The organism is Actinomadura sp. NAK00032 (genome assembly GCF_013364275.1).
Classification (GTDB): domain Bacteria; phylum Actinomycetota; class Actinomycetes; order Streptosporangiales; family Streptosporangiaceae; genus Spirillospora.
This window is the reverse complement of the sequence record NZ_CP054932.1, coordinates 6,464,884-6,479,191: the sequence shown is the minus strand read 5'-3', so window position 1 is coordinate 6,479,191 and position 14,308 is coordinate 6,464,884. Positions and strand designations below refer to the sequence as shown.

Here is a 14,308-nt window from a genome sequence, read left to right as displayed (position 1 = left end):
TTTAGTGGCGGGCGCACCGGCCGGACGGTGACGCGTCGTTGATCGTTACCTTACGGTGCCGCCCGCCGGCGCGGTCGTCGCTATGGTTCTCGATCATGTTGCGATGGAGCCGGCGGACGGAATCGATTCTGTGGACGGCCGCGGTCGCGCTGAGTGCGGTCCCTCTCGCTCTCGACGCCGTGTACGCGCTGCTCGGGCAGAGCCAGAAAAGGTACGCCTTCGGCGTCGGTCTTCCCCTTGGTCAGTGCACGGCCTGGTTACACCAAACGGACGTGACGCAGGTTCCGGGGTTTCTGAAGGTCAGTGCCGAGCCTTATCTGGTCGTTGTTCCGGCGTTTCTGTTATGGCTGGTGACAAAGCGGCGGGCGGCGGGCTGGGTGGCCCTGGCCATTCTGGCGCCGGTGTTACTCGCCCATCCGCTGATGTTCGGGTATGACGTGGCCCGATGGGGGCAGGCGTGCACCGACCTGTGGCTCACGCCCTGGCCCGGCCGGCAGATCGCATGGTGGACGGGCCGCCTCGTGCTCGTCGCCCTCCTGCTGGCGGCGGTCTACCGTCCGGGGCGCCGGATGGTGCGCGCGGTGTCCGGTGTCCTGGTGGCCGGGCTCGTGCTCGGCGCCGCCGGCGACCAGCGGGCGCCGCAGCCGGTAATGGCCGGTCCGCAGGACTGCCCCAGGGCGCCATTCCCGGCCCCGCAAGGCTCGGAAACCCTGGTGCGTATGGTCAAGAGCATGTCGGAACGGGAAAGGTACCTCGCCTATCTGTGCTCCGTCCGAGGCCGCCCCCCGTACCCGTCCTGGAACAGCCCGGCCCCGAAGGACCCGTTGTCCGATGGCGTCCTGCTGGATATGGGAAGGCGCGCCTGTCTCGGTGAGAAGCCGACACCGCAGACGGATCTCGGACGCCATGGCGTGCACTGGCCGTCCGTGCACGAAATGGCCTACTTGTGCCCCAGGCGGGCGGCGACGCAATTGCGCGAGCAGGAGCGGAAGTCGGCGGCGATGGACGCCCGGTACGACCGGGAGCGAGCGCAGACGAGGGCGTATTGCAAGCGCGCCGTGCCGAAGGGGCCGAAGCCCGTCGCCCAGGCCACGGACGTCATGTCGGGCGGCGAGAGCGGCAGCTATTTCTTCGGGAGCGCGGGCGACTCCTTCGACGCGGCGCTCAAGAACGGGCTGGTCGCGAGCGACGGCCGCTCCGTCACCGTGATCACGGGAACGCAGGGTCCGCTGTGTATGACCGTCCGCGCCTACCGGAAGGCGCCGCCGCTCGCGCTGAAGGGCTGGGACCAGGTCGCCGAGGTGGGGTTCGACAGCCCGGACGGACGCTCCACGGTCGGTTCGATGAGCGGCCCGAGCGACTTCCCGGCCGTCACCGCCGCCGGCCCGGGGCCCTACCGCGTCCGCGTGTACGTCCGCGGCCGCGGCGAACCCGAGGCGTTCTTCCCGGAGATGCCCGCCGAGGAGCACCTCTTGGTCGTCTTCCCCGGCAAATCAAAGAAACCGAAGTCCTACAAGAACGGCGAACGCTGACCGCCCCCGCTCAGGCGGTGTCGATGGCTTCGGGGGAGAGGATGTTGTCCAGGACCATTGCCGCGCAGCCCTTCAGGCCTGCCTGCTCGCCCAGGCGGCTCGGTTCTATGCGCAGGGTGCGGGTCGCGAGGGCCGTGGAGCGCTGGTAGACGGTTTCGCGGAGGCCCGCGATCAGGGGCTCGTCGGCGCCGACCAGGTCGCCGCCGAGGACGACCACGGCGGGGTTCAGCAGGTTGACGGCGGTCGCGACGACCTCGCCGATGCGGCGGCCGGCGTCGCGGAGGAGGGCGACGGTGGCGGGGTCGCCGGAGCGGGCCAGCGCGGCGAGGGCGGGGAGGTCGTCGGCGGGGGAGCGGGCCAGCAGGGCGGTGCCGCCGGCGATGGCCTCGACGCAGTTGACGTTGCCGCAGCGGCAGGGCGCGTCGAGGGGCGACGGCACGGGGACGTGGCCGATCTCGCCGGCCGCGCCGAGGGCGCCGCGCTGGATGCGGCCGCCCGCGATGACGGCCGCTCCGATGCCGGTGGAGACCTTGACGAACAGCAGGTCGTCGACGCCGGGGTGGGCCTGGTGCTCGCCGAGCGCGGCGGCGTTCACCTCGTTGTCGAGGTAGGCGGGGACGCCGAAGCGGTCGGCGATCGGCGCGCCGATCTCGACGGCGTCCCAGCGGCCGGCGGCGTGCTCGACGGCGTCGGGGACGCCGAGGCCGACGCCCCGGATCGACGCCTCGTCGACGCCGGAGGCGGCGAGGAGGGACGTCCACTCGGCGAGCAGGCGGGGGAGCGTCTTGCCGGGGGACGTCTCGGCCGGCGGCCCGTCTGCGCGGGCGAGGATCGTCCCGGCGAGGTCGCAGACGGCGAGCTGGCCGCGCGACTGGCCGAGGTTGGCGACCAGGACGGCCCCGCCGGCGGCGTTGAACTCCAGCCGGGCCGGGGGGCGCCCGCCGGTGGACGGCCCGGTGGTGCGCTCGACCACGAGGCCGCGGGCGATGAGGGCGGCCACCCGGGACGCCACGGCGGGACGCGACAGCCCGGTGATGCGGCCCAGGTCGGCGCGGGTGGCGACGCCGTCCTCGCGGATCAGGCTCAGCATGTCGCCGGCCGTGGAGGGACGGGAGACGGGGCGGGGCATCCGGTCAGTCAAGCACGCGGGAGTTCGGGGCGTCTAGTTGGCGCAAGATACCGACTTTTGTCATCTGAAGTTCATAAGTGGGGTTGAAGGGATGACCTATGTCCCGCTAACTTGGCGCTCGAGAGTTCCCCCTGGTCTGGAGCGTCCTATGCCCGTACATCCCGTGCTGGAGGCAGTGACCCGGCGCGTCGCCGAACGGAGCGCCGGCACGCGCGGCGCGTACCTGAGCCGGATCCGCGACGCACGGACGGAGGGTCCGGTGCGCGGCGGCATGGGCTGCGCGAACCTCGCGCACGGGTTCGCGGCGTGCGGCGTGCAGGACAAGCTGTGGCTCCGCGGCGACGTCACGCCGAACATCGCGATCGTGTCGGCGTACAACGACATGCTGTCGGCGCACCAGCCGCTCCAGGACTACCCGGACATCCTGAAGGGCGCGATCCGCGCGGCGGGCGGGACGGCGCAGTTCGCCGGGGGCGTGCCCGCGATGTGCGACGGCATCACGCAGGGCCGCGCCGGCATGGAGCTGTCGCTGTTCAGCCGGGACGTGGTGGCGATGGCGACGGCGGTGGCGCTGTCGCACGACATGTTCGACGGCGCGCTGCTGCTCGGCGTGTGCGACAAGATCGTGCCGGGGCTGGTGATCGGCGCGCTGTCGTTCGGGCACCTGCCGGTGATCCTGGTGCCGGCCGGGCCGATGGCGTCCGGGCTGCCGAACGGGGAGAAGGCGAAGGTCCGCAAGCGGTACGCGGCGGGCGAGATCGGCCGCGACCAGCTCCTCGCCGCGGAGGCCGCGTCCTACCACTCGCCCGGCACGTGCACCTTCTACGGGACGGCGAACTCCAACCAGCTGCTCATGGAGGTCATGGGCCTGCACCTGCCGGGCGCGAGCTTCGTCCCGCCGGGCACGAAGCTGCGGGACGCGCTGACCGAGGCCGCCGGGCGCCGCATCCTGAAGCTGACGGACCTGGCCGAGGAGTACACGCCGATCGGCGAGCTGCTGGACGAGCGCGCGTTCGTCAACGGCGTCGTCGCCCTGCTCGCCACGGGCGGCTCCACCAACCACACGCTGCACCTGGTCGCGATGGCCGCGGCGGCGGGCATCGAGCTGACCTGGGACGACTTCGACGAACTGTCCAAGGTGACGCCGCTGCTCACCCGCCTCTACCCGAACGGCACCGCCGATGTGAACCACTTCCACGCGGCGGGCGGCACCGCGTTCCTCATCGGCGAGCTGATCGACGCCGGGCTGCTGCACGAGGACGCGCGGACGGTCGGCGGCGCCACCCTCGCCGCGTACCGGAACGTTCCCGAGTACGCGGCGGGCAAGGCCGAGTGGCGGAGCGGCGTCGCCGAGTCGGGCGACACGAACGTGCTGCGCCCGGTCGCGGACCCGTTCGACACCCACGGCGGCCTGCACACCGTGCGCGGCAACCTGGGGCGCGCGGTCATCAAGGTGTCGGCCGTGAAGCCGGAGCACCGGACGATCGAGGCGCCCGCGCGCGTGTTCGACTCGCAGGAGCGGCTCCAGGAGGCGTTCGCCGCCGGGGAGCTCGACCGGGACGTGGTCGCCGTCGTCCGCAACCAGGGGCCGCGCGCGAACGGGATGCCGGAGCTGCACCGGCTCACCCCGCCGCTGTCGGTCCTGCAGGACCGCGGCCACCGGGTCGCCCTCGTCACGGACGGTCGTATGTCGGGCGCCTCTGGGGCGGTGCCCGCCGCGATCCACGTGTCGCCGGAGGCGGCCGCGGGCGGGCCGCTCGCCCGCGTCCGCGACGGCGACATCGTCCGGCTCGACGCGGACGCCGGCGTCCTGGAGGTCCTGGTCCCGGACGAGGAGTTCGCCGCCCGCGAGCCCGCCGCCGCGGCGTCCGGCCAGACCTACGGCACGGGACGCGAGCTGTTCCAGTCTTTCCGCAACGCCGTTGGTCCGGCTGAGCGCGGCGCCGGAGTGTTCGTATGAGCGCAGCGAACCGGGGGGAGTGGGGGGTCGTCCCCCCGCGGGAGGCACGTATGAGCGGGGTGTGGCTGGTCGCGGACGTCGGGGGGACGAACGCGCGGTTCGCCCTGCTGGACGGCCCGGACGGCGTCCCGTCCGAGGTGCGGTCGCTGCCCACCGCCGACCACCCGGGGCTCGCCGAGGCGGCCGCCGCGTATCTCGGCGCGGTCGGGGTGCGGCCGTCGGCCGCGTGCCTGGCGGTGGCGGGGCCCGTCGCCGGCGGGACGTACCACCTGACCAACGCGGGCTGGCCGCGCGGCAGCGTGGAGCAGGTGCGCGCCCACCTCGGCGTGCCGCACCTCGACGTGATCAACGACTTCGAGGCGCTCGCGCTGTCCCTCCCGCGCCTCGGCCCGGACGACCTGGTCGCCGTCGGCGGGCGGACCCCCGGCCCGGCCACCGGTACGGCGGCGCTCGCGGTGGTCGGTCCCGGCACGGGGCTCGGCGTCGCGGGGCTCGTCCCGACGCCGCACGGCTGGGTGCCGGTGCCCGGCGAGGGCGGGCAGGTCGAGGTCCCGGCCGCGACCGACCGGGAGATCGAGGTGGCCCGGCTGCTGCGCGCCGAGAAGGGTGCGGCGACCGCCGAGTACCTGCTGTCCGGGGCCGGGCTCGCGCGCGTCCACCGGTACCTGGAGGTGCTCGACGGCGTGCCCGTGGCGGGCCTCACCGCGCAGCAGATCACCGAGCGCCGCGACGACCCGCGCTGCGTCGAGGCGCTGGAGATGTTCTGCGCGCTGCTCGGCTCGCTCGCCGGGAACGCCGCCCTCACCCTCGGCGCCCGCGGGGGCGTCTACCTCGGCGGCGGGATCCTGCCGCGCATCGTGGACGTCCTGCACGGCAGCGCGTTCCGCGCCCGCTTCGAGGGGAAGCCCCCCGTCGAGGACTACGTGCGCGCCATCCCGACCGCCCTCATCGTCCACCCCGGCCCGGCCCTGGTCGGCGCCGCCGTCCGGCTCGCGCAGAGCCTGCCCGACATGGAGCCCGCATGATCGCCGAAGACCTGCTCGACCTCGCCCCCGTCATCCCGGTCGTGGTGCTGGAGGACGCCGGGGCCGCCGTCCCGCTCGCCCGCGCCCTGGTCGAGGGCGGGCTCCCGGTGATCGAGGTGACGCTGCGCACCCCGGCCGCGCTGGAGGCGATCACCCGGATCGCCGCCGAGGTCCCGGACGCCGTGGTCGGCGCGGGCACCGTCGTGCGGCCCGAGGACGCCGAGCGGTCGGCCGCCGCCGGGGCGCGGTTCCTGGTCAGCCCCGGCTGCACGCCCCGCCTCCAGGCGGCGATGGTCGCGACGGGCCTGCCGTTCCTGCCGGGCGTCGCGACCGCGTCGGAGGCGATCGCGCTGCTGGAGGGCGGGATCACGGCGATGAAGTTCTTCCCCGCCGAGGCCGCCGGCGGCACCGCCTACCTGAAGTCGCTCGCCGGGCCGCTCCCGCAGATCCGGTTCTGCCCGACCGGCGGGGTCGGCCCGGGGAACGCCGCGGAATACCTGGCGCTGAAGAACGTCGGCTGCGTCGGCGGCTCCTGGCTGACCCCGGCGGACGCCCTCCGCGACGGCGACTGGGACCGCGTCCGCAAGCTCGCCGCCGAGGCGGCCGCCCTGCGGTGATGTCACGGCGGTGATGTCACGCTTGAGGCGGGTAGTCCCGTCTCAAGGGCATGAACACCACAGAGACGCTTGAGAGCCTGAAGAAGCAGCGGACCGTCCTGCTGACGTCCTACCGCAAGGACGGCACACCGGTGGGGACGCCCGTCAACGTCGTCGTGCGCGGCGGCCACGCCTACTTCCGCACCTACGACAAGGCGGTCAAGACGAAGCGGCTGGCGCGCAATCCCGAGGTGGAGATCGCGCCGAGCACCTTCCGGGGCGAGGTCACCGGCCCGGCGGTGCACGGCCGCGTCCGGTTGCTCAGCGAGGAGGAGTCGCTGCCGATCCGGCGGCTGCTGGCCCGCAAGCACCCGTTCCTGCAGGGGTTCGCGGTGCCGTTCTTCCACCGGCTGAAGCACTACCGGACGCTCCACTACGAGGTGACCCTCGGCTAGCGGCGGCCGCCGGCGGCGTGCGGGCACGGGCCGGCGGTCAGCCGCGGGGCGTCCCCGTGCGGGACGAGGTCCATCCGCAGCCGGCCGCAGGAGCAGCGGGTCCAGAGGACGACGCCTTCACTGGTGAGGTGGCGGGACACGAGGGTGCTGTTCTGCGTCATGGCAGCAGTCTGCAACCGGCCGAACGTTGCCGTCCATTTCAGATTTCCTCAGTGAATCGTGCAATATGGTTTCATGATTGATCTGCGGCGGCTGCACATGCTCCGGCTCGTCCACCAGTACGGGACGGTCACGTCCGCGGCGGAGGCGCTGCACCTCACCCCGTCGGCGGTGTCCCACCAGCTGCGCGAGCTGGCGCGGGAGCTGAAGGTGCCGCTGCTGGAGCCGCAGGGCCGCAAGGTCAGGCTGACCCCGGCCGCGCACCTGCTGATCGGGCACGCGGACGGGCTGCTGGCGAGCTGGGAGGAGGCCCTCGCCGAGCTGGAGTCGCACCGCGCCGGCGCCGCCGGGCCGCTGCGCATGTGCGGGTTCACGACGGCGGTGGGCGGGCTCGTCGCCCCCGCCGCCGGCGCCCTGATGCGCGCCGACCCGGACCTCACGGTCGAGGTCCGCGAGTGCGACACCGAGGAGGCCCTCGGCCTGCTCGCCGCCGGGGAGACCGACATCGCGGTCATCGAGCCCACCCCGGAGGCGCCGCCGCCCGGCGACCCGCGCTTCGACCGCGAACCGCTGCTGGAGGAGGCGCTCGACCTCATCGTCCCGGCCGGCCACCCGCTCGCGCTCCGGCCGCACGGCGACACGCGGCTGGAGGAGGCGGCCGGGGAGACGTGGATCAGCGTCGCGCCCGAGGTCTGCGTCCACCACCAGCAGGTCATCGCCTACTGCGCCGCCGCCGGGTTCACGCCCCGGTTCGCGCACCACGCCACCAGCTGGTCGGTGATCTGGTCGCTCGTCGCGCACGGCCTCGGGGTGTCGCTGGTGCCGCGGCTGGCGGACGGGCCGTCCGACCAGCCGGTCGTGCGGGTCCCGCTGACCGGCGACGGCGTGCCGAAGCGGCGGGTGCTGACCTGCGTGCGCCGCGGCAGCCGCGAGCACCCGCTGATCGGCCGCGGCCTGCGCGCCCTCCGCGACGCCGTCCCCGGACGGTGCGCCCCGCCCGCCGCCGCCTGAGCCGGCCGGCGGGGGCGGGGCCCGGCGCCCTAGGCGCGCGGGGACCGGTGGTGGTGCCGGCGCACGCCGAAGGCCAGCAGCGCTGCGCGGATCACCCAGATCGCCAGCGCGATCTGGAGGACGACCAGGATCCCCGTGCCCGGCCCGGCGGTGAAGGCGAGCACCAGGAACACCGCGAGCAGCAGCGGGAACGCCGGGAAGTGCGGCCCGTGCCGGTGGCGGGCGGCCAGGTGCCGGTGATGGCGCTGCCATGCCGGGTGCCCCGGGCCGCCGAACACCGCCGGGCCGGCGAGCGTCCCCGGCCCGCCGAAGAACGGGCCGGGGAAGGCCAAGGGGGCGCCGTGGCCCGGGGCCTTCTCGGGTTCGGGGAGGCCGGTCGGCGCCGGCAGGTCCTTGACCAGGGTGCGCAGGTCGCCGCGCGTCTTGGCGGTCAGCGCGGTGTCCAGCCGCTCGTCCATCTCGCCGCGGTCCAGCCGGCCGGCGGCGAAGTGGTCGTGCAGGGCGACCATGACCGCGTCGCGCTCGGCGTCGCCGACGCGGATCTCGTCGTGGCGTGCCATCTCTACTCCCCGCCCGCGGCCGTCGGCCCCGGGTCGTCGCCGGGCGTGCCGTCCGTGTCGTCCGCGGCGCCGTCCCGGGCGTCGAGGTCGTCGGCCAGGACGCGGTACAGGCCGCGGCGGGCCTCCGCGAGCACGTCCGTGGCCTGGGCGACCTGGGCGGACGACCCGGAGTGGACGATCTGCATCACCGCGGCCCCCGTCTGCGCGGCCTGCTTGAACAGCTCGGGGACGCCCTCGCCGAAGTCGGGCGTCATCTCCGCCCACGGCTCGGCGAGCCGGTCGGCGTTCTCCTCGGTGTAGGCGCGGCCCTCGTCGGTCAGGCGGAAGGTGCGGCGGCCGCCGCTCTCGTCGCCGGCGATCAGGCCCTCGTCGGCGAGCTGCTGGAGCGCCGGGTAGACCGCGCCGGGGCTCGGCTTCCACGCGCCGCCGCTGCGCTCGTTGATCTCCTGGATGATCTGGTAGCCGTTGCGCGGCTCCTCGGCCAGCAGCACGAGGATCGCCGCGCGGACGTTCCCCTTGCGCGCCTTGCCGCCCCGGCCCCACGGGCCGCCGCGCCCGCGCGCCCACGGCGGGCGCGGTCCGGGCCCGTGGCCGCCGAACGGGCCGGGCCCCCACGGGGCGCCGCCGAACAGCGCGCCGAAGTTCGGGAAGTCACCGCGCCCCCAGGGGCCGTGTCCGTGCATGTGTCCCATGTTCTGACACCACCTTCTGAGATCACTCTCTGATCCCTCGCGATACGACAACGATATATCGAAGACGTTTCGCTGAGCCAGTGGGTTCCCGGACATTCCGTAGCGCGGGCAGGCTTTCGCCGAGGGCGAACCGGGCATGATCCCCGATACCGGCCACTGCCGTCTGATTCCGCGAATCTTGGGTACCACCCGGCCGAGGGGGACGATGGGCACACACGAGGCGGTGACCGCGCCCGGCGCGGTCGGCACGCCGGACGCCGCGGCCACCCGGCCCCGCGCCAGGACCGAGCTGCTGCTCGGCCTGGCGCTCTTCCTCGTGTACTCGCTGGTCACGATGCTGCCGGAGCAGGCCAGGACGGGTCCCGCCCGCGAGCACGGGGAGATGCTCTTCCGGCTGGAGCGGGCCCTGCACCTCGACATCGAACCCGCCCTCAACGGGTGGCTGGCCGACCAGTCGGTCCTGCGGCTGCTCGCCAACTACGAGTACGCGGTCACCTACATCGCGAGCGCGCTGGCGCTGCTCGTCTGGTTATTCCTGCGCCACCCCGACCGCTACCGGACGGCCCGCAACGCCTTCGTCATGCTCAACCTCGCGGCGCTGGCCTGCTTCGCCCTCTATCCGGTGATGCCGCCGCGGCTGATGCCCGACCTCGGGTTCGTCGACACCGTCACCGAGGGCGGCACCTGGGGGTCGTGGGGCTCCCCGATGGTCAAGCACGCCGACCAGCTCGCGGCCGTCCCGTCCCTGCACATGGGCTGGACGCTGTGGGTCGGCGTCGAGCTCGCCCGCGTGAAGGCGAAGCGGTGGGTGCAGTGGTTGAACCTCGGTCACATCCTCCTTACGCTCTACGTCATCCTGGCGACCGCGAACCACTTCATCGTGGACGCGGTGGCCGCCGTCCCCTTCGTGGTGGTCTCCGTGTACATCGCCGAGCGCATCGCGCACCCGCACCGGTCGTCCGCCCGCATCCAAGGGCCGGACGCCTTCTTCCTGTCCGTGGAGACGCCCGCCGCGCCGCAGCAGGCCGGCGGCGTCATCATGCTCGACACCTCGCGAAGCGAGGTCGGGCGCGACGACCTCGTCCGGGTCATCCGGGAGCGGCTGGACGGGCTGCCCCGCTTCCGGCAGCGGCTCGTCCGGCGCGGCCGGTGGCGCCGCCCCGTCTGGCGCGACCACGACCCGGTCGACTGGGAGTGGCACGTCGCCGAACGGGAGGTCGACGGCATGGCCGGCCTGCGCGCGGCCGTCGCCGAGGTCCAGGCGGAGCGGCTGCCGCTCGACAGGCCGCCCTGGCGGATGGTCGTGATGAAGGGCGCCGAGCCCGGCCGCACCGCCGTCGTGTACCTGATGCACCACGTCGTCGCCGACGGCGTCGGGATCGTCGCGCAGGCGATGTACCTGATGGAGCCGCCGCCCGACAACCTCGGCGCCGAGTTCCCGCGCAAGCCGCTGCAGAAGGCGGTCGCCACCGCGGTCGGGCTCGGGCAGCTCGCCTCCGCCGTGACCAGGCCGGAGCCGCTGCCCGCCGCCGGGACGTCCGAGCGCCGCTTCGGCAGCATGTCGCTCCGGCTCGCGCAGGTGCGGGACGTGGGCCGCCGCTACGACGCCCGCGTGACCGACGTGGTGCTGTGCGCGGTCGCGGGCGCGCTGAACCGGGTCGTCAGCGAGGACGACGGGCGCCCCGACACCTGCCGCGTCGCCGTGCCGCTCATGATGCGGCCGCCCGGCAGCGCGATGGTCGGCAACCACACCACGGCCGTCATGGTCGACCTGCCGATCGGGAAGATGGCCGAGGCCGACCGCCTCGCCCTGATCGCCGAACGCAGCCGGGTGCTGCGGTCCGGCACCCGCGCGCAGGCCGCCTGGTTCGTGATGTGGCAGGCGGGCCGCGTCATGCCGGCGCCGCTGCACGCCCGGTTCGCCCGGATGTCCTACAGCGGGCGCTTCCTCCAGGGCACCGTGTCGAGCCTCCCCGGCCCCGACAAGCCACTGCGGCTGGCGGGCGCGCCGCTCACCGCCGTGTACCCGATCGTCCCGCTGGCTCCGGGCGCGCCGCTCGCGATCGCCGCGCTCGGCGTCGACCGCGAGCTGTGCTTCGGCCTGTCCGTCGACCCCGGCCTGGCGGACGACGCCGACGCGCTGATGGACGCCGTCCGCGACGTCATCGAGGAGCTGCGCGACGGCCCGGAGTGACGATGCCCCGGAGTAGCGCGGGCTCCCCGCGTCACACGCTGCGCACCGCGCGCAGCGACTCCTTCAGCGAGCCCATCGTCGCGAACACCGCCGTCGGCTCGTAGCCGCAGTGCGCCATGCAGTTCGCGCACCGGTCGTCGCGGCCCCGGCCGTAGGCGTCCCAGTCGGTGGTGTCGAGCAGCTCCTGGTAGGTGTCGCAGTAGCCGTCGTCCATCAGGTAGCAGGGCCGCTGCCAGCCCTTCAGCGAGTACGACGGGATCGCCCACGCCGTGCAGGAGAAGTCGGCCTTGCCCTCCAGGAAGTCCAGGAACAGCGGCGAGTGGTTGAACCGCCAGCGCCGCCGCCGGCCGTCCGCGAACGCCTTCGCGAACAGGCTCCGGGTCTCCTGGACGCCGAGGAAGTGCTCCTGGTCGGGCGCCTTCTCGTAGGCGTACGCGGGCGAGATCATCATCTGGTCGACGCCCAGGTCGTCGTTCAGGTAGTCGAGGACGTCGATGACCGTCTGCGGAGTGTCGGTGTTGAACACGGTCGTGTTCGTCGTGACCCGGAACCCGCGCTCCTGGCACATCCGGACCGCCTCGACCGCCTGGTCGAACACGCCCTCCTTGCAGACGGACGCGTCGTGCCGCTCGCGCAGCCCGTCGATGTGCACCGCCCACGCGAAGTACCGCGACGGGCGGAACTGGTCGATCTTCTTCGGGATCAGCGCCGCGTTCGTGCACAGGAACACGTACCGCCGCATCCTGACCAGCTCGGCGACCAGCTCGCCGATCCTCGGGTGCATCAGCGGCTCGCCGCCCGCGATCGACACCATCGGCGCCCCGCACTCGCGGACCGCCGCGAGCGCCTGCTCGACCGGCATCCGCTGCTTGAGCACGTCCGCCGGATGCTGGATCTTCCCGCAGCCCGCGCAGGCCAGGTTGCACGCGTACAGCGGCTCCAGCTCCATGATCAGCGGGTACTTCGCGCGCCCGGCCAGCTTGTTGCGCAGGACGTACCCGCCGACGCGCAGGCTCTGCCGCAGTGGCATCGCCATCAGAACGCCTCCTTCGACCCGCCGCCGGGCCCGCCGGGCGCGGCGGCGCCGGCACCCAGGTACCGGCCGAGCGCGGACAGCGGGAACACCAGCCGGTACAGGTGGTAGTTGATGTAGAAGTCGCCGGGGAACCCGGTGCCGGTGAAGTGGTCCTCGTCCCACGTCCCGTCCGGGCGCTGGTGCTCGGCGAGCCAGCGGATCCCGCGCTCGACGGCCGGGCCGCGCTCGCCGGCGGCCAGCAGCGCCAGCAGCGCCCACGCCGTCTGCGACGCGGTCGAGACCCCGTGCCCGGCCCACGACCGGTCCCGGTAGGAGCGCAGGTCCTCGCCCCAGCCGCCGTCGTCGCGCTGGTGGCGCTCCAGCCAGCCGACCGCGTCCCGGACCGCCGGCTTCTGCGGCCGGACGCCCGCCGCGATCAGCGCCGGGACGACGGCGCCCGTCCCGTACACGTGGTTGGCGCCCCACCGGCCGAACCACGACCCGTCGGGCTCCTGCGCCTTCAGCAGCCACACCACGGCCCGCTTGGCGAGCAGCGAGTCGGCCATGCCCCGGTGCGCGAGCGCCTCCACGACGTGCGCGGTGACGTCGGCGGACGGCGGGTCGATGACCTCGCCGAAGTCGCAGAACGGCAGCCTGCGGCACAGCGCCCGGGTGTTGTCGGCGTCGAACGCGGCGAACCCGCCGTCCCGCGACACCATCCCGGCCATCCAGCGGACGCCCCGCTCGATCGCCGGTTCGGCCCGGGGATGCCGGACGCGGTCCAGCGCGATCACGGCCTCGGCGGTGTCGTCCACGTCGGGGTAGACGTCGTTGTCGAACTCGAACGCCCAGCCGCCCGGCGGCAGGCCGGGGCGCCGCACCGACCAGTCGCCCGGTCCTCGCACCTCCTCGCCGAGCACCCACTCGGCGGCCCGCTCCAGCGCCGGGTGCCCGGCGGGCAGGCCCGCGTCGGCGAGCGCGTTCATCGCGAGGACGGTGTCCCAGACGGGGGACTGGCACGCCTCAAGGCGGCGCCCCCTCTCGTCCCGGATCGTGAACCGTTCGAGCCCGTCCAGGCCGCGCTGGACGACCGGGTGGTCGAGGCCGTAGCCGAGCAGGTGCAGCGCGATCAGCGAGTACACCCACGGCGGCTGGATGCCGCCCCACGACCCGTCCCGCTCCTGCCGCGCGATGATCCACTCACCGGCGCGCCGCAGCGCCGCCTCCCGCACGCCCTTCAGCGGGCGCCGCCGGGGGGCGTGCCGCTGGTACACGTGCAGGGCCCTGTCGAGCGCTCCGAACGCCTCGCCCCAGCCGGGCAGGCCGCGCCGCCTCCGCCGCGGGACGTCGTAGTCGGGGACGAGCTCGTCCAGCCCGAACGGCAGCGGCCGGACGGGGCGCAGCGCCCCCACCACCGTCAGCGGGACGATCGTCTGCCGCGCCCAGCACGCGAAGTCGTACACGTTCAGCGGGAACCAGCGCGGCAGGAACATCATCTCCGGCGGGACCACCGGCAGCTCGTCCCACGGCCAGCGGCCGAACATCGCCAGCCAGAACCGGGTGAACACGCGCGTCGCCGGGACGCCGCCCCCGCTGCGGATGTAGGCGGCGGCGCGGACCATGTGGCCCGCGTCCGGCAGGTCGCCGGCGAGCCGCAGCGCCACGTACGCCTCGACGGTCGTGGACAGGTCCGGCGGGCCGTCGTGGAAGTTCGCCCACGTCCCGTCGGGGGCCTGCTGCGAACGGATCCAGCGGGCCGCCTCGCAGGTGTCCTCGTCGGTGCGGATGCCGAGGAACTCGCGCAGCAGCAGGTCCTCGGCGTCCATCGTGACGTTGGTCTGCAGCTCGCCCTTCCACCAGCCCTGCGGGGACTGGAGCAGCAGCAGGTGGTCGCGGGCGGCGTCCAGCGCCTCGGCGGCCGTCCGGGTCGCGGCGGCCGCCGGTGTCTGCGGTGTTTCCAGCGTTGTCATCGGTGATCCC

Annotated in this window: 13 protein-coding genes; 7 read left to right on the top strand and 6 right to left on the bottom strand. The window is 74.0% G+C overall.

Features of this window, described 5'->3' with window-relative positions; genetic code table 11:
* Positions 1-179: 179 nt before the first annotated feature.
* The gene (locus HUT06_RS29555) at positions 180-1,532 is read left to right on the top strand and encodes a hypothetical protein (protein WP_176198704.1); all 1,353 of its coding nucleotides are present in this window, start codon (positions 180-182) and stop codon (positions 1,530-1,532) included.
* 10 nt (positions 1,533-1,542) lie between these two features.
* Here the strand turns inward: HUT06_RS29555 and HUT06_RS29550 are convergent, their stop codons facing one another.
* Positions 1,543-2,661 (bottom strand): ROK family transcriptional regulator, encoded by a 1,119-nt coding sequence (locus HUT06_RS29550; RefSeq protein ID WP_176198703.1) that lies wholly within the window; start codon positions 2,659-2,661, stop codon positions 1,543-1,545.
* Between the two features lie 148 nt (positions 2,662-2,809).
* Here HUT06_RS29550 and edd point away from each other — a divergent pair, with 148 nt between their 5' ends.
* From edd to HUT06_RS29530, 4 genes are read left to right on the top strand one after another with little or no spacing between them, the layout of a single operon-like run.
* Positions 2,810-4,621: a phosphogluconate dehydratase gene (gene edd, locus HUT06_RS29545; RefSeq protein ID WP_176198702.1), complete on the top strand. Its 1,812-nt coding sequence runs from the start codon at positions 2,810-2,812 to the stop codon at positions 4,619-4,621.
* Positions 4,622-4,671: 50 nt separating this feature from the next.
* Positions 4,672-5,646, top strand: coding sequence for a glucokinase (gene glk / locus HUT06_RS29540; RefSeq protein WP_176198701.1), 975 nt, complete (start codon positions 4,672-4,674; stop codon positions 5,644-5,646).
* Complete coding sequence (gene eda / locus HUT06_RS29535) at positions 5,643-6,263, top strand: bifunctional 4-hydroxy-2-oxoglutarate aldolase/2-dehydro-3-deoxy-phosphogluconate aldolase (RefSeq protein WP_176198700.1); 621 nt, start codon at positions 5,643-5,645, stop codon at positions 6,261-6,263. Before glk ends, eda begins: the two co-directional genes overlap by 4 nt.
* A gap of 50 nt (positions 6,264-6,313) precedes the next feature.
* On the top strand, positions 6,314-6,697 hold the full coding sequence (locus HUT06_RS29530) for a PPOX class F420-dependent oxidoreductase (protein WP_176198699.1): 384 nt from the start codon (positions 6,314-6,316) through the stop codon (positions 6,695-6,697).
* Here HUT06_RS29530 and HUT06_RS29525 read toward each other — a convergent pair.
* Entirely contained in the window at positions 6,694-6,858 is a 165-nt protein-coding gene (locus HUT06_RS29525) for a hypothetical protein (RefSeq protein ID WP_176198698.1), read from the bottom strand. The genes HUT06_RS29530 and HUT06_RS29525 overlap by 4 nt on opposite strands.
* 73 nt (positions 6,859-6,931) lie before the next feature.
* Here HUT06_RS29525 and HUT06_RS29520 point away from each other — a divergent pair, with 73 nt between their 5' ends.
* Positions 6,932-7,867 (top strand): LysR family transcriptional regulator, encoded by a 936-nt coding sequence (locus HUT06_RS29520; RefSeq protein ID WP_217711511.1) that lies wholly within the window; start codon positions 6,932-6,934, stop codon positions 7,865-7,867.
* A 29-nt stretch (positions 7,868-7,896) separates the two neighbouring features.
* Here the strand turns inward: HUT06_RS29520 and HUT06_RS29515 are convergent, their stop codons facing one another.
* Positions 7,897-8,427, bottom strand: coding sequence for a DUF1707 domain-containing protein (locus tag HUT06_RS29515; protein WP_176198697.1), 531 nt, complete (start codon positions 8,425-8,427; stop codon positions 7,897-7,899).
* A 2-nt stretch (positions 8,428-8,429) separates the two neighbouring features.
* On the bottom strand, positions 8,430-9,110 hold the full coding sequence (locus HUT06_RS29510; protein ID WP_176198696.1) for a PadR family transcriptional regulator: 681 nt from the start codon (positions 9,108-9,110) through the stop codon (positions 8,430-8,432).
* A 214-nt stretch (positions 9,111-9,324) separates the two neighbouring features.
* On the opposite strand from HUT06_RS29510, the gene HUT06_RS29505 reads away from it, so the two are divergent.
* The gene (locus tag HUT06_RS29505) at positions 9,325-11,313 is read left to right on the top strand and encodes a phosphatase PAP2 family protein (RefSeq protein WP_176198695.1); all 1,989 of its coding nucleotides are present in this window, start codon (positions 9,325-9,327) and stop codon (positions 11,311-11,313) included.
* Between the two features lie 31 nt (positions 11,314-11,344).
* On the opposite strand, the gene hpnH is transcribed toward HUT06_RS29505, so the two are convergent.
* Both hpnH and shc read right to left on the bottom strand, forming a co-directional pair.
* Positions 11,345-12,349: an adenosyl-hopene transferase HpnH gene (gene hpnH, locus HUT06_RS29500; protein WP_176198694.1), complete on the bottom strand. Its 1,005-nt coding sequence runs from the start codon at positions 12,347-12,349 to the stop codon at positions 11,345-11,347.
* Complete coding sequence (gene shc, locus HUT06_RS29495) at positions 12,349-14,298, bottom strand: squalene--hopene cyclase (protein ID WP_176198693.1); 1,950 nt, start codon at positions 14,296-14,298, stop codon at positions 12,349-12,351. The genes hpnH and shc overlap by 1 nt, the downstream gene beginning before the upstream one ends.
* Positions 14,299-14,308 lie beyond the last annotated feature (10 nt).

Coding starts and splice junctions, on each gene's coding strand:
- HUT06_RS29515 (WP_176198697.1), bottom strand. CDS start 8,427: ATGGCACGCCACGACGAGATCCGCGTCGGCGACGCCGAGCGCGACGCG.
- hpnH (WP_176198694.1), bottom strand. CDS start 12,349: ATGGCGATGCCACTGCGGCAGAGCCTGCGCGTCGGCGGGTACGTCCTG.
- HUT06_RS29530 (WP_176198699.1), top strand. CDS start 6,314: ATGAACACCACAGAGACGCTTGAGAGCCTGAAGAAGCAGCGGACCGTC.
- HUT06_RS29520 (WP_217711511.1), top strand. CDS start 6,932: ATGATTGATCTGCGGCGGCTGCACATGCTCCGGCTCGTCCACCAGTAC.
- eda (WP_176198700.1), top strand. CDS start 5,643: ATGATCGCCGAAGACCTGCTCGACCTCGCCCCCGTCATCCCGGTCGTG.
- edd (WP_176198702.1), top strand. CDS start 2,810: ATGCCCGTACATCCCGTGCTGGAGGCAGTGACCCGGCGCGTCGCCGAA.
- glk (WP_176198701.1), top strand. CDS start 4,672: ATGAGCGGGGTGTGGCTGGTCGCGGACGTCGGGGGGACGAACGCGCGG.
- HUT06_RS29550 (WP_176198703.1), bottom strand. CDS start 2,661: ATGCCCCGCCCCGTCTCCCGTCCCTCCACGGCCGGCGACATGCTGAGC.
- HUT06_RS29510 (WP_176198696.1), bottom strand. CDS start 9,110: ATGCACGGACACGGCCCCTGGGGGCGCGGTGACTTCCCGAACTTCGGC.
- shc (WP_176198693.1), bottom strand. CDS start 14,298: ATGACAACGCTGGAAACACCGCAGACACCGGCGGCCGCCGCGACCCGG.
- HUT06_RS29525 (WP_176198698.1), bottom strand. CDS start 6,858: ATGACGCAGAACAGCACCCTCGTGTCCCGCCACCTCACCAGTGAAGGC.
- HUT06_RS29505 (WP_176198695.1), top strand. CDS start 9,325: ATGGGCACACACGAGGCGGTGACCGCGCCCGGCGCGGTCGGCACGCCG.